We start from the raw sequence: 19,265 nt of genomic DNA on the forward strand, positions 1-19,265 counted from the left end.
CCGCAGGAGGCCCCCGTGGCGAATGAAGACAAGCTCCGGGAGTACCTCAAGCGGGCGACCACCGAGCTGACCCAGGTCCGCCAGCGGCTGCGCGCGGTGGAGGCCGCCGACCACGAGCCCATCGCGATCGTCGGCATGGCCTGCCGCTACCCCGGCGGTGTCGACAGCCCCGAGGCCCTGTGGCAGCTGGTGTCCGACGGCACCGACGCGATCGCCGGCTTCCCCGGCGACCGCGGCTGGGACATGCGGTTCTTCGACGCGGCCGACGCCGACGGTGCCTCCTTCACCCGCGAGGGCGGATTCCTCTACGACGTCGCGGACTTCGACCCGTCGCTGTTCGGCATCTCCCCGCGCGAGGCCCTCGCGATGGACCCCCAGCAGCGGCTGATGCTGGAGACCTCCTGGGAGGCGCTGGAGCGCGCCGGCATCGACCCGCTGTCGCTGCGCGGCAGCCGCACCGGGGTGTTCGCCGGCGTGATGTACAACGAGTACGCCTCCCGGGTGCTCGACATCCCCGAGGGCGTGGCGAACTACCTCGGCACCGGAAGCGCCCCCAGCGTCGTGACCGGCCGGATCTCCTACACCCTCGGCCTGGAGGGCCCCGCCGTCACCATCGACACCGCGTGCTCCTCGTCGCTGGTGGCGGTGCACCTGGCCGGCCAGGCGCTGCGCAGCGGCGAGTGCAGCCTCGCGCTGGCCGGCGGTGTCGCGGTGATGATCACCCCGAACACCTTCGTCGACTTCGGCATGTCCGGCGGCCTGTCGCCCGCCGGCCGCTGCAAGGCGTTCGGCGCGGACGCCGACGGCAGCGGCTGGGGCGAGGGCGTCGGCATGCTGCTGCTGGAGCGGCTGTCGGACGCCCGGCGCAACGGGCACCCGGTGCTCGCGGTGGTCCGCGGTTCCGCCGTCAACCAGGACGGCGCCTCCAGCGGGCTGACCGCGCCGAACGGCCCCTCCCAGCAGCGGGTGATCCGGCAGGCGCTGGCCAGCGCCCGGCTGTCCGCGGCGGACGTCGACGTGGTCGAGGCGCACGGCACCGGAACCGTACTGGGCGACCCGATCGAGGCCCAGGCACTGCTGGCGACGTACGGCCGGGAACGCCCGGCGGACCGGCCGCTGTGGCTGGGATCGCTGAAGTCCAACATCGGCCACACCCAGGCCGCGGCCGGGGTCGGCGGCGTCATCAAGATGGTCATGGCGATGCGGCACGGCGTGCTGCCCAAGACCCTGCACGCCGACGAGCCGTCCCCGCACGTGGACTGGTCGGCCGGCGAGGTCGAACTGCTGACCCGGGCCCGCCCGTGGCCGCGCACCGGCGAACCGCGCCGGGCCGGCGTCTCCTCGTTCGGCGTGAGCGGCACCAACGCCCACCTGATCATCGAACAGCCCCCCGAGACCGCCGCGCCCGCGGACGACGAGCCCGCGCCCGGACGGTCCGCCGGCGGACCGGTCCCGTGGGTGGTGTCCGGCAAGACGGCGGGCGCGCTGCGCGGCCAGGCGGCACGACTGCTGCGCCGGGTCGAGGAACTGTCCGGCGCGGACGGCGCCGACCCGGCCGACGTGGGGCTGTCGCTGGTCGCCACCCGGGCGGCGCTGGAGCACCGCGCGGTCGTCCTGGGCACCGACACCGAGGAGCTCGCCCGCGGCCTGGCGGCACTGGCCGACGGCCAGGAGGGCCCCGGTGTGGTGTGCCGCACCGGCGACATGGGCCGCGGCGAGGCGGTGTTCGTCTTCCCCGGCCAGGGCTCGCAGTGGGTGGGCATGGCGGTGGGACTGCTGGAGACCTCACCGGTCTTCCGCGAAAGCGTCGAGGAGTGCGAGCGCGCGCTGAACGCGTTCGTGGACTGGTCGCTGGTGGAGGTGCTGCGGGCCGAGGGCGACGAGGGCGCCGCCTGGCTGGACCGGGTCGACGTCGTCCAGCCGGTCCTGTGGGCCGTGATGGTGTCGCTGGCGCAGCTGTGGCGCTCGGTCGGGGTGGCCCCGGCCGCCGTGGTGGGCCATTCGCAGGGCGAGATCGCCGCGGCCGTGGTCGCGGGCGCGCTCAGCGTCGACGACGGCGCGCGCGTGGTGGCGCTGCGCAGCCGCCTGATCGGCGAGGTGCTCTCCGGCCCCGGCGGCATGGTGTCGGTCGCCCTGCCGCGCGCCGACGTGGTGCAACTGCTGGGCCCGTGGGGCGAGGACATCTCGGTCGCCGCGGTCAACGGGCGCACCTCCACGGTGGTCTCCGGCGACGCGGGCGCGCTCGGCGAACTGCTCGCCGCGTGCGCGGAACGGCAGATCCGGGCCCGCCGCATCCCGGTGGACTACGCCTCGCACTCCGCCCAGGTCGAACGCATCCACGACCGGCTGCTGCGGGACCTGGCCCCGGTCGCCCCGCGGGCGGCGACGGTGCCGTTCTACTCCGCGGTCACCGGCGGACGCGCCGACACGGCGTCCCTCGACGCGGCGTACTGGTTCGACAACCTGCGCCGCGAGGTGCTGTTCGAGGAGACCACACGGGTCCTGCTGGGGGAGGGGCGCTCACTGTTCATCGAGATGAGCGCCCACCCGGTGCTCACCGGCGGACTGTCGGAGACCGTCGAGGACGCCGGGGCGCGCGCCGCAGTGCTCGGCACCCTGCGGCGCGGCGAGGGCGGCCGGGAACGCTGGCTCAAGGCCCTGGCCGAGGCGTACGTGCACGGCGTCAACGTCAACTGGCAGGCGCTGTACGAGGGTTCGGGCGCCCGGCGGATCGACCTGCCCACCTACGCGTTCCAGCGCAGACGCTACTGGCTCGAAACGCTGTCCCTCGGGCTCGCGCCGCTGGACCCGAACGCCTCAGCGCCCTCCTCGTGGCGCTACGAGATCTTCTGGAAGCCCTCACCGGTCGCGCCGGCCACCCTGGCCGGCGACTGGCTGCTGCCCATCGCGGCCGGCACCGCAGACGACCCGTCGGTGGCCTCCTGCCGTGCCGCCCTGCAAGCCGCCGGCGCCACCGTCATCGCCTGCGAACTGCCCGCGGCCGGCAGCGACCGCCACACGCTCGCCACCCGGCTGCGCGAGCTGACCGGCGACCGGCAACCGGCCGGCGTGCTGTCACTGCTCGCCCTCAACGAGGCACCCCACCCCGGTCAGCAGGACGTCCCGGCCGGACTGGCCGACACCCTGACCCTGCTCCAGGCCCTGCACGACGCGCGCATCGACGCACCGCTGTGGTGCGCCACCCGCGGAGCCGTCTCGACCGGCCCCGGCGACCGGCTCACCGACCCCGTCCAGGCACTGGTGTGGGGCTTCGGGCGGATCGCCGCCAACGAGTACCCCCGCTGGGGCGGCCTGATCGACCTGGCCGACGCGGCCGGCGACCGTGCCGCCTCCTGGCTGCCCGGCGTGCTGGCCGGCCGGGCGGGCGAGGACCAGGTCGCGCTGCGCGCCGACGGCGTCCTCGTGCCGCGCCTGACCCGGGCCCTGGTCACCGGCACCTCTGCGCGCCGCGCGTGGAAGCCCTCCGGCACCGTGCTGGTCACCGGCGCCACCGGCGGCATCGGCACCCACGTGGCCCGCTGGCTCGCCCGCGAGGGCGCCGAGCACCTGCTGCTCATCAGCCGCCGCGGCGCCGCCGCCCCCGGCGCCGGCGAACTCGTCGCCGAACTCACCGCTCTCGGCACCCGGGTGACCCTCGCGGCGGCGGACCCGGCCGACCGCGACGTCCTCGCCGGCCTGCTCGCCGACCTCCCCGCCGAAGCCCCGCTCACCGCCGTCTTCCACGCCGCCGGCGTCGTCGACTCCAGCATCCTCGACTCCCTCACCGTCGAGCGGATGGGCAACGCCCTGCGCGCGAAGCGCCGCATCGCGATCAACCTGCACGAACTGACCCGCGACCACGACCTGACCGCGTTCGTGCTCTTCTCCTCCATGGCCGGCATCTTCGGCGCGGCCGGCGAGGGCAACTACGGCCCCGGCAACGCCTACCTGGACGCCCTCGCCCAGTACCGCAGGGCCGCGGGGCTGCCCGCCACCTCCATCGCCTGGGGCTCGTGGGACGGCGCCGGCATGGCCGAGGGCGACATCGGCGACGCCATGGCCCGGCACGGCATCCCGCGGATGGCACCGGAACTCGCGATCGCCGGACTCCAGCAGGCCCTCGACCACGACGACACCGCTGTCGTCGTCGCCGACATCCGCTGGGAGACGTTCTCCTACTTCTTCGGCGCCACCAACCCCACCCACCTCATCGACGACGTGCCCGACCTGCGGCAGCAGGCACCGAAAAGCACGGACACCCCCGCCCAGGAGGAGTCCGCGGCCGACGTCCCGCCGCTGGTGCGCACGCTGCGCGAGGCCACCGAGGCCGAACGCAACCGGGCCCTGCTGGGCCTGGTACGCGACCAGGTCCGGCTCGTACTCGGCTACGACTCCGTCGACGAGGTCGAACCCGGCCAGCCGTTCCAGAACCTCGGCCTGTCCTCCGCCGGCTCCGTCGAACTGCGCAACCGGCTCACCCTGACCACCGGCCTTCGGGTGCCCGCGACCGTCGTGTTCGACTACCCGAACTGCACCGAGCTGTCCCGCTACCTCGGCACGCGGCTCCTGGAGCCGGCCGCGCGGACCGCGGCACCCCAGCAGCGCGCCGCCGTCGCCGCGGACACCGACGAGACCATCGCCATCGTCGGCATGAGCTGCCGCTACCCGGGCGGAGTACGCTCCCCCGAGGACCTGTGGGACCTGGTGCGCAACGGTACCGACGCGATGACCGGCCTGCCGCACGACCGCGGCTGGGACCTCGACGCGCTCTACCACCCCGACCCCGACCACCCCGGCACCAGCTACGCGCGCGACGGCGGCTTCGTGCCCGACGCCACGCAGTTCGACGCCGCGCTGTTCGGCATCTCGCCGCGCGAGGCCCTGGCCATGGACCCCCAGCAGCGGCTGCTGCTGGAGACGTCCTGGGAGGTCTTCGAACGCGCCGGGATGGACCCGCGGTCACTGCGCGGCAGCCAGACCGCGGTCTTCGCCGGCACCGGCGGCCAGGACTACATCAGCCTGCTGTCCGCCTCCGGCGAGTCCACCGACGGCTACCTGGCCACCGGCGGCTCGCCCAGCGTGGTCTCCGGCCGGGTGGCCTACGTCTTCGGCCTGGAAGGCCCGGCCGTCACCGTCGACACCGCCTGCTCCTCGTCGCTGGTCGCACTGCACCTCGCGGTGCAGGCGCTGCGCCGCGGCGAGTGCGACCTCGCGCTGGCCGGCGGCGTGTCCGTGCTGTCCAGCCCCAGCATCTTCATCGAGTTCAGCAGCCAGCGCGGCATGTCCTCCGACGGCCGCTGCAAGTCCTTCGCCGCCGCCGCCGACGGCACCGGCTGGGGCGAGGGCGTCGGCATGCTGCTGGTCGAGCGGCTGTCGGACGCCCGGCGCAACGGCCACCAGGTGCTGGCGACGGTCCGCGGCTCCGCCATCAACTCCGACGGCACCTCCAACGGCCTGACCGCGCCCAACGGCCTGGCCCAGCAACGGGTGATCCGCCAGGCACTCGCCGGCGCCGGACTCGCCCCCGGTGACGTGGACGCCGTGGAGGCGCACGGCACCGGCACCACGCTCGGCGACCCCATCGAGGCGCAGGCACTGCTGGCCACCTACGGCCAGGACCGCCCCGGTGACCGGCCGCTGTGGCTGGGATCGGTGAAGTCCAACATCGGCCACACCCAGGCCGCGGCAGGCGTCGCGGGGCTGATCAAGATGGTCATGGCCATCCGGCACGGCGAACTGCCCATGACGCTGCACGTGGACGAGCCGTCCCCGCACGTGGACTGGACGGCCGGCGCCGTCGAACTGCTCACCGAGACCCGCCCCTGGCCGCGCACCGACGGACCGCGCAGGGCGGGCATCTCCTCGTTCGGGATCAGCGGCACCAACGCGCACACCATCATCGAGCAGGCCCCCGAGCAGGAACCGCTCCCGGCGCCGGCCGGTGAACTCCCGGCCGGACAACAGGAGTTCACCCCCGGCCTGGTGCCGTGGCTGGTCTCCGCCGACACCGCGGAGGTCCTCGCCGGACAGGGCGAACGGCTCGCGGCGCTGGTCGCCGCCCACCCCGAACTGCGCCCGCAGGACATCGGACTCTCCCTGGTCGCCGCCCGCGCCGACCTCGACCACCGCGCCGTCGTACTCGCCTCGGACCGCGAGGAGTTCCTCGCCGGCCTGGCGGCACTGGCACAGGACCGTCCCGCGCCCGGCGTCGTACGCGGCACCGCGGGACCGGGCCTGACCGCCTTCCTGTTCACCGGTCAGGGTGCGCAACATGCCGGTATGGGTGCCGGGTTGTACGACGCGTTCCCGGTGTTCGCGGAGGCGTTGGACGCGGTGTGTGCGGGGTTGGACGGGGAGTTGGACCGTCCGTTGCGTGAGGTGATGTTCGGCGATGGTGCGTTGTTGGATCGGACGGCTTATACGCAGGCGGGGTTGTTCGCGCTTGAGGTGGCGTTGTTCCGGTTGGTGGAGTCGTGGGGTGTGACGCCGGACTTCTTGCTGGGTCATTCGATCGGTGAGGTGGCGGCGGCGCATGTGGCGGGTGTGTTGTCGTTGGATGATGCGTGTGTGTTGGTGGGTGCTCGGGGCCGGTTGATGCAGGCGTTGCCGGCGGGTGGGGCGATGTTGGCGGTGGAGGCTGCCGAGGCGGACGTCGTCGCGGAGATCGAGGACCGTCCCGAGGTGAGTGTGGCGGCGGTGAACGGGCCGTCGTCGGTGGTGGTTTCCGGTGATGAGGATGTGATAGCGGAGCTGGAGTCGGTGTGGCGTGCGGCGGGGCGTCGGGTGAAGCGGTTGGCCGTTTCGCACGCGTTCCACTCGCCCCGCATGGAGGCGATGCTCGACGAGTTCGCGGTTGCTATCGGTGAGTTGGCGTTCGAGGCGCCGCGGTTGCCGATCGTGTCCGACCTGACCGGCCAGGTGGTCGACGCCGAGCTGATCCGTACGCCGGGATACTGGGTACGGCACGTGCGCGAGACCGTGCGATTCGCCGACGGCGTAAGGGCGTTGCACGACGAGGGCGTCCGCACCTACCTGGAACTCGGCCCCGACGGCGTGCTCAGCGCGATGGCGCGGATCTGCCTGGCGGACACCGAGGCGGCCGTGGCACCCGTGCTGCGCCTCGACCGGGACGAGACGCGGACCCTGTTCACCGCGCTGTCGGTCGCGCACGTCAACGGTGTCCCCGTCGACTGGCCGCTGGTCTTCGCACCCTGGAACGGCCGCCAAGTGCCGCTGCCCACCTACGCCTTCCACCGCCAGCGGTACTGGCCCACCTTCACCGCCGCCGCCCCGGACCGCGCAGTCCTGACCGGCGACGCGGTCGAGGAACGGTTCTGGGAGGCGGTCGAACGCGAGGACCTGGAGTCCCTCACCGGCGCACTGGGCCTCGACGGGCAGGCCGGGCTCGACGCCGTGCTGCCCGCGCTGTCCGCCTGGCGCCGCAAGCACCGCGAACAGTCCACCGCGGACGCCTGGCGCTACCGCGTCGACTGGCAGGCGCTCCCGGAGACCACCGGCGCACTGACCGGCACCTGGCTGGTCCTCGTAGGGCAGGAGACCGCGCCCACCGGCGCCGACGTGGCGGCGGCGCTGCGGCGCTCGGGCGCCTCGGCCGTCATGGAGACCGTCACCGGCGACGATTCAACGGAACTCACCCGGCGCCTCACCGCCCTGACCGACCAACACGGCGATGTCACCGGCGTGTTGTCGCTGCTCGCGCCGGACGACCGCCCCGGATGGCACGCACTGGCGTCCACCGTCGCCCTGCTGCGGGCCCTCGGCGCGGCGGGCGTCGCCGCACCCTTGTGGTGCGCGACCCGCGGCGCGGTCGCGGCGGTCCGCTCCGACCGGCCGGCCGACCCCGGACAGGCCGCCCTGTGGGGGCTGGGCCGGGTGGCGGCGCTGGAGTCCCCGCACCGCTGGGGCGGACTGGTGGACCTGCCCGAGCAGCTCGACGAACGCGCCGGTGACCGGCTCGCGCAGCTGCTGGCCGCGGACACCGGCGAGGACCAGGTCGCCGTGCGCGGCGCCGGCGCGTTCGGCCGCCGCCTGCACCACGCCCCGCTCGGGGCCGACCAGGAGCCGGCCGAGTCCTGGACCGCCCCGCGATCCGCACTGGTCACCGGAGGGACCGGCGCACTGGGCTCACGGGTCGCCCGCTGGCTCGCCGACCGCGGCACCGGCCGCCTGGTGCTGATCAGCCGCCGCGGCGACACCGCCCCCGGCGCCGCCGGACTCGTCGCGGAACTGGCCGCCACCGGCGCCGAGGCGACCGTCCTGGCCTGCGACGCCGCCGACCGCGACGCGCTGGCCGAAGTCCTGGCGGCGCACCCGGTGGACGCCGTCTTCCACACCGCCGGCGTACTGGACGACGGCGTACTGGAATCCGTCCGGCCGGAGCAACTGCGGTCCGTGCTGGACGCCAAGGCCCTCGCCGCGTCCCACCTGGACGAACTGACCCGGGACATGGGCCTGGGCGACTTCGTGGTCTTCTCCTCCCTGGCCGGCACGCTCGGCAACGCCGGACAGGGCGCCTACGCCGCCGCCAACGCCTACCTCGACGCACTCGTGGCCCGCCGCCGCCAGGACGGCCTCGCGGGCACCGCCCTCGCGTGGGGGGCCTGGGCCGGCACCGGCATGGCCGCCGACGAGGCGGACGCCGACCGCATGCGCCGGGCCGGCGTCCCGGCCATGGCACCCGAGGCGGCGCTCGCCGCGATGGGCCGGGCCCTGGGCCACCGGGACGAGTGCGTCGTCGTGGCGGACGTTGACTGGCCGCTGTTCGCCCCCCGCTTCACCGCCACCCGGCCCAGCCCGCTCCTGAGCGCGCTGCCCGAACTCCAGCGGGCCGCGGGTGCCTCCGCCGAACCCGCGGGCGACGGCCGGGCCGCGGCCCTGGCGGCCCGCCTCGCGGGCGGTTCGGCCGACGAACGCCGACAGGCGCTGCTGGACCTGGTGCTCGAACACGTCGCGCTCGTGCTGGGCCACGGCTCGGCCGGCGCGATAGCGACCGGGCGCCCGTTCCGCGACCTCGGCTTCGACTCGCTGACCGCGCTGGAACTGCGCAACCTGCTCGGCGCGGCCACCGGGCTCGCGCTGCCCGCCGGCCTGATCTTCGACCACCCCACGCCCACCGCGCTCGCCGAACACCTCAACTCCCGGCTCACCGGCGTCCAGGGCCGCGCCGACGCACCCGTCGTGGTGGCGGCGGCCCACGACGAGCCGATCGCCATCGTCGGCATGAGCTGCCGGTTCCCGGGCGGGGTCGCCTCGCCGGAGGACCTGTGGCACCTGGTGGCCGAAGGCACGGACGCCATGTCCGGCTTCCCGGTCAACCGCGGCTGGGACCTGGAGTCCCTCTACCACCCGGACCCCGACAACCCCGGAACCTCGTACACCAAGGAGGGCGGCTTCCTGCACGACGCGGGGCGGTTCGACGCCCGGCTGTTCGGGATCTCGCCGCGTGAGGCGCTGGCGATGGACCCGCAGCAGCGCCTGCTGCTGGAAGCCTGCTGGGAGGCCTTCGAACGCGCCGGGATGGACCCGACCTCACTGCGCGGCAGCCGCACCGGGGTGTTCGCCGGTACCAACGGCCAGACCTACAGCTCGCTGCTGATCGGCGCCTCGCAGGACCTGGAAGGCCACCTGGGCACCGGCAACGCCGCGAGCGTGCTCTCCGGCCGGGTGTCGTACACGTTCGGTCTCGAAGGCCCCGCGATGACGGTGGATACGGCGTGTTCGTCGTCGTTGGTGGCGTTGCATCTTGCGGTGCAGGCGTTGCGGGGTGGTGAGTGTTCGTTGGCGTTGGCGGGTGGTGTGACGGTGATGGCGACGCCGGGGATTTTTGCGGAGTTCAGTGCGCAGCGTGGGTTGGCGGCTGATGGGCGGTGCAAGTCGTTCGCGGCGGGTGCGGATGGTACGGGGTGGGGTGAGGGTGTGGGTGTGTTGCTGGTGGAGCGGTTGTCGGATGCGCGGCGTAATGGTCATCGGGTGTTGGCGGTGGTGCGGGGCAGTGCGGTGAATCAGGATGGTGCGTCGAACGGGTTGACGGCGCCGAACGGTCCGTCGCAGGAGCGGGTGATCCGGCAGGCGCTGGTGAACTCGCGGCTGTCCGCGGGCGACGTCGACGCGGTGGAGGCGCACGGCACGGGGACGACCCTCGGCGACCCGATCGAGGCGCACGCGCTGTTGGCGACCTATGGGCAGGAGCGGCCTGCGGAGCGGCCGTTGTGGTTGGGTTCGGTGAAGTCGAACATCGGTCATACGCAGGCTGCTTCGGGTGTGGCCGGTGTGATCAAGATGGTGATGGCGATGCGGCAGGGTGTGCTGCCCGCGACGTTGCATGTGGACGCGCCGTCGCCGCACGTGAACTGGGCGTCCGGTGCGGTGGAGTTGCTCACCGAGGCGCGGGAGTGGCCGGCGGTGGAGGGGCGTCCGCGCCGGGCGGGTGTTTCGTCGTTCGGGGTGAGCGGCACGAACGCGCACGTGATCGTGGAGGCGGCTTCGGTCGAGGTGGCGGACGAGGCCCCGTCGGAGGTCCTTGCCCCTTCGGAGGACCTGGCTCCGTCGGACGACCTTGCCGCGTCGGATGTCCTGGCTCCTGCGGCGGCTGCGGCTGTGGCTGGGGCTGTTGTGGTGCCGTGGGTGTTGTCCGGTGGTTCGGCGGGTGCGTTGGCTGGTCAGGCGGAGCGGTTGCTCGGGCTGTTGGAGGGTGTGTCGGAGGCGGCGGTCGTGCCGGGTGTGGTGGATGTGGCGTGGTCGTTGGTGTCGTCGCGTGCGGTGTTGGAGCATCGTGCGGTGGTGCTGGGTTCTGATGTTGAGGTGTTGCGGGGTGGGTTGGAGCGGTTGGTGTCGGGTGGGGAGGCGCCGGGTGTGGTGCGTCGGGTGGGTGAGGTGGGTTCCGGTGGTGCGGTGTTCGTCTTCCCGGGGCAGGGTTCGCAGTGGGTGGGGATGGCGCGGGAGTTGCTTGACGCCTCACCGGTGTTCCGGGAGCGGGTGGAGGAGTGCGAGCGGGCGCTGAGTGTGTTCGTGGATTGGTCGTTGCTGGAGGTGTTGCGCGCCGGGGGTGATGAGGGTGCGGCGTGGTTCGATCGCGTTGATGTGGTGCAGCCGGTGTTGTGGGCGGTGATGGTGTCGTTGGCGGGGTTGTGGCGTTCCGCCGGTGTGGTGCCGTCCGCTGTCGTCGGTCATTCGCAGGGTGAGATTGCGGCTGCGGTGGTGGCGGGTGGGTTGAGTGTGGAGGATGGCGCGCGGGTGGTGGCGTTGCGGAGTCGGGCTATTGGTGAGGTGTTGTCGGGGTTGGGTGGGATGGTGTCGGTGGCCCAATCGCGCGCGGACGTTGTGGAGTTGATTGGCCGGTGGGGTGCGGGGATCTCGGTGGCGGCGGTGAATGGTCCGTCGTCGACGGTGGTGTCGGGTGATGCTGCCGCGCTGGACGAGTTGCTCCGGTTGTGTGAGGAGCGGGGGGTCAGGGCGCGTCGGGTTCCGGTGGATTACGCGTCGCATTCGGTGCATGTGGAGCGGATTCGGGAGCGTTTGCTGGTGGAGTTGGCGGTTACGCCGCAGTCGTCGCGGGTGCCGTACTACTCCGGGGTGACCGGTGGGTTGATGGATACCGTGGGTCTGGATGCGGAGTACTGGTATCGGAATTTGCGGGAGACGGTGGAGTTCGAGGGGGTGACGCGGAGTCTGCTGGAGGCGGGCCGGTCGTTGTTCGTGGAGGTCAGCGCGCATCCGGTGCTGACGGTGGGCGTGGAGGAGACCGTTGCGGAGGTGGGTGCGGCGGCTGCGGTGCTGGGGACGTTGCGGCGTGGTGAGGGCGGCACGCAGCGGTGGTTGATGGCGTTGGCCGAGGGTTATGTGCACGGGTTGCCGGTGGACTGGCGTGCGGTGTTGAAGCCGTTCGGTGGCCGCCGGGTCGACCTGCCCACGTACGCCTTCCAGCACCAGCAGTACTGGCCGGAGCGTGCCCTCGCCGTGCCGCCGGTGGCGGCCGAGCTGTCGGCCGTCGACTCCCTGCGGTATCAGGTGAGTTGGCGGCCGGCCACCGCACTGGGCAGCGGCCGGCTGTCCGGGACCTGGCTCGTCGCGGTGCCGGCCGGGCACGCCGGTCATCCGGTGCTCGACGTGCTGACCCGGCACGGAGCCCGGGTCGCCGAGGTCGTGATGGCGGACGCGGACCCGGACCGCTGGGAGTTCGCCGACCGCCTGCACCGGGCGGCGACCGGGACCGAGGTCGGCGGAGTGCTGTCGCTGCTCGGGCTGGACGAGCGGACCACGGACTGCGGGCTGTCGGCCGGACTCGCCGGGAACACGGCCCTGGCCCAGGCGCTCGGCGACATCCGGGTCGCCGCGCCGCTGTGGTGCGCCACCCGGGGTGCCGTCTCGACCGGCCGCTCCGATCCGCCGACCGGGTTCGCGCAGGCCCAGACCTGGGGGTTCGGCCGGTCGGCGGCGCTGGAGTTCCCGAGCCGCTGGGGTGGCCTGGTCGACCTGCCGGAGAGCTTGGACCCCCGCGCCGGGGACCGGCTCGCCCAGGTCCTCGCGGGCACCGGCGAGGACCAGGTGGCGGTACGGGCCGCGGGCGTCCTCGTCCGGCGGCTGCTGCGCGCGCCGCGGTCCGGCGCCCGCCGCGCGCCGCGCCCGCTCACCGGTCCGGTGCTGATCACCGGCGGAACCGGCGCGCTGGGCGCCGAGGTCGCCAGGTGGCTGGCCGGGCAGGGCGCCGGGCACCTGGTGCTGACCAGCCGCGGCGGCCCGGACGCGCCGGGCGCCGCCGCGCTCGTGGCGGAACTGGCCGGCCTGGGGGCCACGGCCACCGTCGCCGCCTGCGACGTCGCCGACCGCGCGGCGCTGTCCGCGCTGCTGGCCGAGCACCCGGTCACCGGTGTGGTGCACGCCGCCGGTGTGGCCCGCACGGTGGCGCTGTCCGACATCGAGCCGGCGGACCTCGCCGACGAGCTGCGGGCCAAGGTGACCGGCGCGGCCAACCTGCACGACCTCCTCGGCGACACGCCGCTGGAGATGTTCGTCCTGTTCTCCTCCGTCGCCGGAGTGTGGGGCGGCGCGAACCAGGCCGGATACGCCGCGGCGAACGCCGCCCTGGACGCGCTCGCCGAGTGGCGCCGCTCCCGCGGCCTGGTCGCGACGGCGGTGTCGTGGGGTGCGTGGGCGCAGGCGGGCATGGCGACCCGCGACGGGGCGGGGGAGTACCTGGCCGACCGCGGCATCCGCCAGATGCCGCCGCAGGTGTGCCTGGCCGCCCTCGCGGAGGCGATCGACGACGGCGAGCCCTGCGTGACCGTCGCCGACGTGGCGTGGGACCGGTTCGCGCCCGCCTTCGCCTCCGTACGGCCCAGCCCGCTGCTCGGCGAGCTGCCCGAGGTCCGCGCGGCGCTGGCCGTCGGCGACGCGGGAGCGCCGGCCGGCGACGCGGCACCGGCGGCGGCCCTGATCGGCCGGCTGGCCGGGCTGCCCGCCAACGAGCGGTTGCACGCGGTGCTCGAACTCGTGCGCAAGGAGACGGCCGCCGTCCTCGGCTACCCCGACACCGAGGCGGTCGAGGCCAACCGTGCCTTCCGCGACTTCGGCATCGACTCGCTCACCGCGGTGCAGGCCCGCAACCGGATCGCCGCCGCGACCGGACTGCGGCTGCCGACCACGTTGCTGTTCGACTTCCCGACCCCGCTGGCGCTGAGCCGTCAGCTGCTCGACGACCTCGCGACGGACGGCGGCCTCACCGCCCATCCGGCCGCCGCCCCGGCGCCGGCCGTCGCCGCGACCCCGCTCGACGAGCCGATCGCGATCGTCGCGATGAGCTGCCGCTACCCGGGCGGTGCGCATTCCCCCGAACGGCTGTGGGACCTCGTCGCGGCCGAGGCCGACGGCATCTCCGCCTTCCCGGCGGACCGCGGCTGGGAGGGCGTGCTGGGCGGCGACCACACGATGGAGGGCGGCTTCGTCCACGACGTGGCGGACTTCGACGCCGCGCTGTTCGGGATCTCGCCGCGCGAGGCACTGGCGATGGACCCGCAGCAGCGCCTGCTGCTGGAGGCGTCCTGGGAGCTGCTGGAACGCGCCGGTATGGACCCGCACTCGCTGCACGGCACGCCCACCGGCGTGTTCGTCGGGGCGTCGGCGTCCGGCTACGGCTCGGTCACGCCGCTGCCCGCCGAGGCGGCCGGGCACGCGCTCACCGGCAGTTCCAACAGCGTCATCTCCGGCCGCGTCGCCTACACCTTCGGCCTGGAGGGCCCCGCGGTCACCGCGGACACGGCGTGCTCGTCTTCCCTGGTGGCGCTGCACCTCGCCGCGCAGGCGCTGCGCAGCGGCGAGTGCTCGCTCGCGCTGGTCGGCGGTGTGACGGTGATGGCGGTGCCCGCCGCGTTCGTGGAGTTCAGCCGGCAGAACGGCCTGGCGGCCGACGGCCGGTGCAAGTCGTTCGCCGGCGCGGCGGACGGCACCGGCTGGGGTGAGGGCGTCGGCATGCTGCTGGTGGAGCGGCTGTCGGACGCCCGGCGCAACGGCCACCAGGTGCTGGCGGTGGTCCGCGGGTCCGCGGTGAACTCCGACGGCGCCTCCAACGGCCTGACCGCCCCCAACGGCGCCGCGCAGCAGCGGGTGATCCGGCAGGCCCTCGCCAACGCCGGGCTCACCACCGCCGACGTGGACGCCGTCGAGGGGCACGGCACCGGCACCACGCTGGGCGACCCGATCGAGGCCCGGGCCCTGATGGCCACCTACGGGCAACAGCGGCCGGCCGAACGACCGCTGTGGCTGGGGTCGTTGAAGTCCAACATCGGGCACACCCAGGCGGCGTCCGGGGTGGCCGGCGTCATCAAGATGGTGGAGGCCCTCCGCAACGAGGTCCTGCCCCGCACGCTGCACGTGGACGTACCGACGCCGCACGTCGACTGGGCCGACGGTGGCGTCGAGCTGCTGGACCGGGCCCGCCCGTGGCCGCGGACCGGCGCACCGCGCAGGGCGGCCGTCTCCTCGTTCGGCATCAGCGGCACCAACGCGCACGTCATCATCGAACAGGCCCCGGAGCCGGAGCCGGCGCCGCAGGCCCCGGCCGCCGAGGCCGCCCCGTCCCTGGTGCCGTGGGTGCTGTCCGCCCGCTCCGCGTCCGGACTGCGCGACCAGGCCGTCCGGCTGCGCGACCACGTGGCGGCCGCGGCCGAGGTGGACGTGGTGGGCGTCGGCAGGTCGCTGGCCACCTCCCGGGCCGTCCTGGGCCACCGGGCCGCCGTCCTGGCCGCCGACCGCGAGGGGTTCCTGCGCGCGCTCACCGACCTGGCGGCCGAGAAGCCGTCCGCGAACGTCCTGCGCGACCGCGGTGACGGCCGGCTGGCCTTCCTCTTCAGCGGTCAAGGAGCGCAACGGGCCGGGGCGGGCCGTGCGTTGTACCGCGCCTTCCCCGTCTTCGCCGACGCGCTCGACGCGGTGTGCGCGCGGCTGGACCCCGCACTCGAACGGCCCCTGCGCGACGTGCTGTTCGCCGACCCCGGTGCGCCCGACGCCGAACTGCTGGACCGCACGGTGTTCACCCAGGCCGGGCTGTTCGCGTTCGAGGTGGCGCTCTTCCGCCTGTACGAGGCGTGGGGGATCACCCCCGACCTGCTGTTCGGCCACTCCGTCGGTGAGCTGGCCGCCGCCCACGTCGCCGGGGTGCTGTCCCTCGACGACGCCTGCGCCCTGGTCGCCGCCCGCGGCCGGCTGATGCAGGAACTGCCGGCCGGCGCCATGCTCGCCGTGCAGATCGCGGAGGAGCGGGCGGCCGGCCTGATCGGCGACCTGTCGCACCGGGTCGGTGTCGCCGCCGTCAACGGACCGTCCGCGGTGGTGCTGTCCGGCGACCTCGACGCCGTCGAGGAACTGCACACCCGGGCGCGGGCGGCGGGTCACCGCGCCAAGCGGCTCACCGTCTCGCACGCCTTCCACTCGCCGCTGATGGACGCCGTGCTCGACGACTTCGCGACGGTCGCGCGGACCGTCGACCTCCACGCCCCCCTGCTGCCGATCGTCTCCGACGTCACCGGGGAGCCGGTCGACGCCGCACTGATCCGCACCCCCGAGTACTGGGTGCGCCACGTGCGCGAGACCGTCCGGTTCGCCGACGGGGTGGAGTCCCTGCGGGCCGCCGGCGTCACCACCTTCCTGGAGATCGGCCCGGCCGGTGTCCTGACCGCCATGGCGCGCGACTGCCTGGAGGCGACCGGGGACACGGCCGTCGCGGTGGCCTCGCTGCCGGCCGGCCACGACGAGAGCGAAGCGGTACTGCGCGCCGTCAGCCGGCTGCACGTGCGCGGTGTGCGGCCCGACTGGCGGGCGGTCTTCGCCGGCTGGCGGGCCGGGCACGCCGAACTGCCCACCTACGCCTTCCAGCGCGAGCGGTACTGGCCCGAGGCGGTCGATGCGGCCCCCGCCGCGCCGAACGCCGCGGCCGAGGCGGACTTCTGGAACGCGGTCGACGCGCACGACACGACCACCGTGGCCGACGCCCTGCGGCTGGAGTCCACCGACGCCCTCGACGCGGTGCTGCCCGCCCTGTCGGCGTGGCGCTCCGAGCGCCGGGACCGCTCGGCCGTCGACTCCTGGTGCTACCGGACCGCCTGGCGGCCGTTCACCGACCCCTCCCGCGGCAGCGTGCTCACCGGCCGCTGGCTGGTGGCCCACACCGGGGGCGCCGAGGCGGAACGGGTGCTCGCGCTGCTGCGCGAACGCGCGGCGGACCTGGTGGACGTTCCGCTGGACGAGGGCGACCACCGCGACAGCTGCGCCAAGTCGCTGCTGGCCGGCCTCGACGGCGACCGGCCGGTCACCGGCGTGATCTCGCTGCTGGGGCTGACCGGGCAGCCGTCCGGCGCCGGCCCGGACTCGCCGGCCCTGGACCTCACCCTCGCCCTCTTCCAGGCACTGCACGACACCGGGATCGAGGCCCCGCTGTGGTGCCTCACCCGAGGAGCGGTCTCCGTCAGCGCCACCGACCCGCTCGCCGGGGCGCGGCAGGCCCAGATCTGGGGCCTGGGCCGGGTCATCGCGCTGGAGGCGCCGCACCGCTGGGGCGGCCTGGTGGACCTGCCCGCCACGGTCGACGCCCGGGCCGTCGACCGCGTCACGGCGCTGGTGTCGGGCGGCGCCGGGGCCGAGGACCAGCTCGCCGTCCGCAGCTCCGGCATCCTCACCCGCCGCCTGGTGCCCGCCGGGCCCGGCACCGCCCGCCGCGCATGGCGCCCGGACGGCACCGTGCTGATCACCGGCGGCACCGGCGCTCTCGGCGCCAGGACCGCCCGCTGGCTCGTCGGCCGGGGCGCCCGGCACCTGCTGCTGGTCAGCCGACGCGGCCCCGCGGCACCCGGCGCGGCCGACCTGGTACGGGAGTTGGAGGCGGCCGGCGCCGAGGTCACCGTCAGCGCGTGCGACGTGACGGACCGCGCCGCACTCGCCGAGGTGATCGCGTCCGTCCCCCCGCGGGCACCGCTGAGTGCCGTCGTGCACGCCGCCGGAGTCGTCGACGCCACCGAGGCGGCCGTCCTGACGCCCGAGCGGCTGGCCGAGGTGCTGCGCCCGAAGGCGTACGCGGCCTGGCACCTGCACGAACTCACCCGCGACCTGGAGCTGTCGGCCTTCGTGCTGTTCTCCTCCGCGGCCGGGGTCTGGGGCGGCGGCCTGCAGAGCGCGCACGCGGCGGCGAACGCCTCCCTCGACGCGCTCGCCGCCCACCGCTCGGCGCAGGGCCTGCCCGCCACCTCCCTCGCCTGGGGACCGTGGGCCGACGACAAGGGGATCTCCGGGCGCGACGGGGTGGCCGGCCGGCTCGCCGCCCACGGGGTCCTCGCCATGGACCCCGAAGGCGCCGTGCTGGCGCTGGACCGGGCCGTGGACCGGCGCGAGCACTGCCTCACGGTGGCCGACGTGGACTGGGCGCTGTTCATGCCCGCCTTCACCATCGCCCGCCCCAGCGCCCTGTTCGACGAACTGCCCGAGGTCGAACGCTCCCGCCGCCGGGAGAGCGAACGGCCGGCCCAACCGGCCGACGGCACCGAGGAGTTCCGGCGCACCCTGGCCGCCATGGCCGAACCCGAACGCCTCCGGACGCTGCTGCACCTGGTGCGCGAGACGGCCGCCCGGGTCCTGGGCCACCCCGGCAGCGAACCGGTCGAGGCCGAACGCCGGTTCCTGGAACTCGGCTTCGACTCGCTCACCGCGCTCGAACTGCGCAACGACCTGCGGACCGCCACCGGCCTGTCCCTGCCCGGCACTCTCACCTTCGACCACCCCACCCCGCTGGAACTGGCCCGGCACCTGCACGGCCAACTGCCCGCGGCGGGCGGCCCCGGGCCGGCGGGCACCGCCGCGGCCGGACCCGCGCTCGGCATCTCACCGACCGACAAGAACCCCATCGGCCTGCTGAACTCGCTCTACCGGCAGGCCGCCCAGGACCGCAAGATCCCCGAATTCCTCGAACTGCTCGGCAAGGCCGCCGAGTTCCGGCCCACCGCCGCCTCCCTCACCGAGCTGTCACCGGCTCCACTGGTGCGGCTGAGCAGCGGTGGCGACGGTCCCGCGCTGATGTGCTGCAGCGGTACGAGCGCGGCCGGCGGCCCGCACGAGTTCGCCCGGATCGCCTCCGTACTGCGGGGCCGCCGGGAGGTCTGCGGCCTGTCCCAACTCGGGTACGGCCGCGGCGAACTGCTCCCCGCCACCTTGGACGTGGCCATGGGCTGGCAGGCCGAGGCGATCCTGCGGCACACCGACGGCGCCGGATTCGTGCTGTACGGGCACTCCGGCGGCGCGGTCCTCGCCCACGCGCTGGCCCGGCACCTCGAAGCCATGGGCGCCGGCCCGTCCGCACTGGTCCTCGCCGACATCTATCCGTTCGACCACGACATGATGACCGCGTGGGACGTCGAACTGTCCGAGGGCGTGTTCGAAAAGGAACGCGCCTACGTCCCGATGGACGACATCCGGCTCACCGCGATGGCCTGGTACGGCGCCATCTGCACGAGTTGGGAACGGGCGCCGGTCGCGGCGCCGACGCTGCTGCTGCGGGCCACCGAGCCGCTGGGCGCCGTTCCCGACGACGACAGCTGGCGCAGTTCGTGGGAGTTCGCCAACACCGTCCTCGACGTGCCGGGCAACCACTTCACGATGACGATAGAACACGCGGAGACGACCGCCGCGGCGATCGACCGCTGGATCACGGAGGTGCTGTGAGACGACCGCCGAAGTCCTGGACCGCGCCACCGGTGCGGCCCGCGGCC

The 19,265-nt window shown here is 74.4% G+C and carries 1 protein-coding gene; it reads left to right on the forward strand.

The features are described 5' to 3' along the window. Positions 1 to 15: 15 nt before the first annotated feature. Entirely contained in the window at positions 16 to 19,218 is a 19,203-nt protein-coding gene (locus POF43_RS22595; protein WP_282704721.1) for a type I polyketide synthase, read from the forward strand. Positions 19,219 to 19,265: the final 47 nt, after the last annotated feature.

Origin of the sequence: Streptantibioticus silvisoli (assembly GCF_027947535.2) — a bacterium.
GTDB lineage: Bacteria > Actinomycetota > Actinomycetes > Streptomycetales > Streptomycetaceae > Streptantibioticus_C > Streptantibioticus_C silvisoli.